4 protein-coding genes are annotated in these 2,771 nt (G+C 67.9%); all 4 read left to right on the forward strand.

Going from position 1 to position 2,771, the window contains the following annotated elements; translation table 11 throughout:
* Positions 1-212 (forward strand): hypothetical protein (locus tag GJ693_RS17135; RefSeq protein ID WP_197042257.1); only part of this gene is annotated, 212 nt, incomplete at its 5' end.
* Between the two features lie 31 nt (positions 213-243).
* A complete protein-coding gene (gene galE, locus GJ693_RS15215; RefSeq protein ID WP_156257094.1) occupies positions 244-1,272 on the forward strand; it encodes a UDP-glucose 4-epimerase GalE in 1,029 nt (342 codons plus the stop codon).
* Positions 1,273-1,371: 99 nt separating this feature from the next.
* Positions 1,372-2,277 carry a UDP-2,3-diacylglucosamine diphosphatase gene (locus tag GJ693_RS15220; RefSeq protein ID WP_156257095.1) on the forward strand — a complete coding sequence of 302 codons (906 nt, stop codon included), beginning with the start codon at positions 1,372-1,374 and terminating at the stop codon, positions 2,275-2,277.
* 11 nt (positions 2,278-2,288) lie between these two features.
* Positions 2,289-2,771: glycosyltransferase (locus tag GJ693_RS15225; protein ID WP_156257096.1), on the forward strand; the 483-nt coding region annotated here is incomplete at its 3' end.

Here is a 2,771-nt window from a genome sequence, read left to right on the forward strand (position 1 = left end):
CCCGCACCCGCGCCAGCCTGGAGGCGCTGCGCGTCGGCATTGCGGCCGCGGTGGAGCAGGGGCGCATGGACGATGCCCGCGCGCTGGCGCAGGCGCTCTTGGCGCGCAATCCCAACGAGCGGGCGCGGCGGGCCTGGCTGCTGCCGTTCCGCTATCCCGGCCTCAAGCAACGCCTGCATGCGGCTTATACGGCTGCCGGCATTCCCGATTGAGACCGGGGGCCGGAGCGGCTAGGCAGGATGCATGTCCGCCTTGCTCTCGCTGATCCCCGAAACCGAACTGCCGCCCGTGCTGGTGACGGGCGGGGCCGGCTATATCGGCAGCAACGCCGCGCTGGCATTGCTGGATCGCGGCGTGAAGACGGTGGTGCTGGATGATCTGTCCACCGGCACGCGGGCGCTGGTGCCGGATGGCGCGATCTTCGTCGAGGGCCGGGCAGGGGACCGGGCGCTGGTGGAGCGGCTGATCCGCGAGCATGGCATCGGCGCCGTCCTGCATTTTGCCGCGCGCATTTCGGTGGCGGAATCGGTGGAGCAGCCGGCGCTTTATTACCGGGAGAATTTTGGCGAGACGCTGAGCCTGGCCGAAACCGCGCTGGCGTGCGGCATTGGCGCGTTTGTCATGTCGTCCACCGCGGCGGTTTACGGCAATGGCGATGGCGAGGCACTGGCCGAAACCTCGCCGATTGCGCCGATCAACCCCTATGGCTGGTCCAAGGCTTTTGCCGAACGCGCGCTGGCCGACATGGTGGCGGCCAACCGCAGTTTCTCGGTCGCCTGCCCGCGCTATTTCAACGTGGCGGGCGCTGATCCGCAGCTGCGCTCCGGCCAGGCCAGCCGCCACCCGCACCATCTCATCGAGCTGGCCTGCCATGTGCTCACCGGCCAGCGTGAGCGTTTTACCATCTTCGGCCGCGATTATCCCACCCGCGATGGCAGCGGCGTGCGCGACTATGTGCACGTGACCGATCTTGCCGATGCGCACATCCTGCTGCTGCGCGCCTGCCTTGCCGATCCCGGCCAGTATCACGCCGTCAACCTCGGCTATGGCCAGGGCGCCAGCGTGATCGAGGTGCTCGACGCGCTGGAAGCCGTGTCGGGCACGGCGATCCCGCGCCACGACGGCCCGCGCCGCGCCGGCGATCCGGCGGTGCTGGTGGCGCAGAGCCAGGCCCGCGAACTCCTGGGTTGGCAGCCGCGCTTTGCTGATCTGGAGACGATGGTGGGCCACGCCCTCGCCTGGGAGCGCCACCGGCTGGCCACTGCAACATAAGCGCCATTCAACTGCAACAAAGCGGCAACCGCGTCGCCACACCCCTGTCACTGCCCATCGCTAAAGCGTCCGGGCAAGGATAGACCGAAGGGGTTACCGATGGCGTCTTTGCCGCTGGCTGTTGCCGATCATCTGCTCTGGCGGGAGCCCGCCGCACCGCCGCCGCCGTTCCGCCTGCCGCCGTCCATCCCCGCCTTCCTCGCCGACGAGGATGAACGTACGCCCGGCGGCAAGCTGCGCCTGCGCACCGTGTGGATTTCCGATGTCCACCTCGGCACGCCGGGCTGCAACGCCGATCTGCTGCTCGATTTCCTGAAATCCATCCAGCCCGACACGCTCTATCTGGTCGGTGACATCATCGACGGCTGGAAGCTGAAGCGCGGCTGGTACTGGCCGGCGCGCCACAATGATGTCGTGCGCCGCGTGCTCAAGTTGGCGGCCAAGGGCACCCGCGTCGTCTTCATTCCCGGCAATCATGATGAATTCCTGCGCCCCTATGCCGGGCTGGGCTTTGGCGGGGTGGAGATCGCGCTGGAGGCCATCCACACCACCGCCGATGGCCGCCGGCTGCTCGTGTGCCATGGCGACGAGTTTGATGGCGTCGTGCTCTATCACCGCTGGCTGGCCTGGGCTGGCGACGTTGGCTACGAACTGCTCTTGAAGCTCAACCGCCATTACAACCGGGCGCGGGCGAAGTTTGGCCTGCCCTATTGGTCGATCTCCGCCCACATCAAGAAGCAGGTGAAGAACGCTGTCGCCTTCATCACCCGCTTTGAAGAGGCGGTGGCCGAAGCGGCGCGCCTGCGCGGCCTGGATGGCGTGGTGTGCGGCCATATCCACTCGGCCGAGATCCGCGACTTCGGCGGCATCACCTACATGAACGATGGCGATTGGGTCGAAAGCTGCACCGCGCTCGCCGAACATGGCGATGGCCGCATCGAGATCATCGACTGGGCGGAAATCACCCGCCAATCCGCCCTGCAACCGCCGGCGCTTGCCGCCTGAGGAACCCCAGCATGTTCAAGCTCACCCTGGTCACCGACGCCTGGGAACCCCAGGTCAACGGCGTTGTCCGCACGCTGTCCACTACCATCCGCCTGCTCGCCGAGCGTGGCGTGCGGGTGCAGGTCATCTCGCCCGATCAATTCTGGTCGGTGCCGATGCCGAGCTACCCCGAAATCCGCCTCGCCATGACGACGCGCCGCCGTATCGGCCGCAAGATCCGCGATTTTGGCCCCGATGCCCTGCATATCGCCACCGAAGGCCCGCTCGGCTGGCACGCGCGTGGCTGGGCGCTCACGCAGGGCATGGCCTTCACCACCAGCTTCCACACGCGCTTTCCCGATTATGTCGCCGCCCGGCTCGGCGGCGGCGCGCAGGCCGCCTGGCGTGCCTTGCGCCGTTTCCACGCCCCGGCCAGCGCCATCATGGTGGCCACACCGCGCCTCGCCGCCGAGCTGGCCGCGCATGGCCTGGCCAACACCCGCCTGTGGTCGCGC

The sequence above is a fragment of the Sandarakinorhabdus oryzae genome (assembly GCF_009733735.1).
GTDB classification, from domain to species: Bacteria; Pseudomonadota; Alphaproteobacteria; order Sphingomonadales; family Sphingomonadaceae; genus Sandarakinorhabdus; species Sandarakinorhabdus oryzae.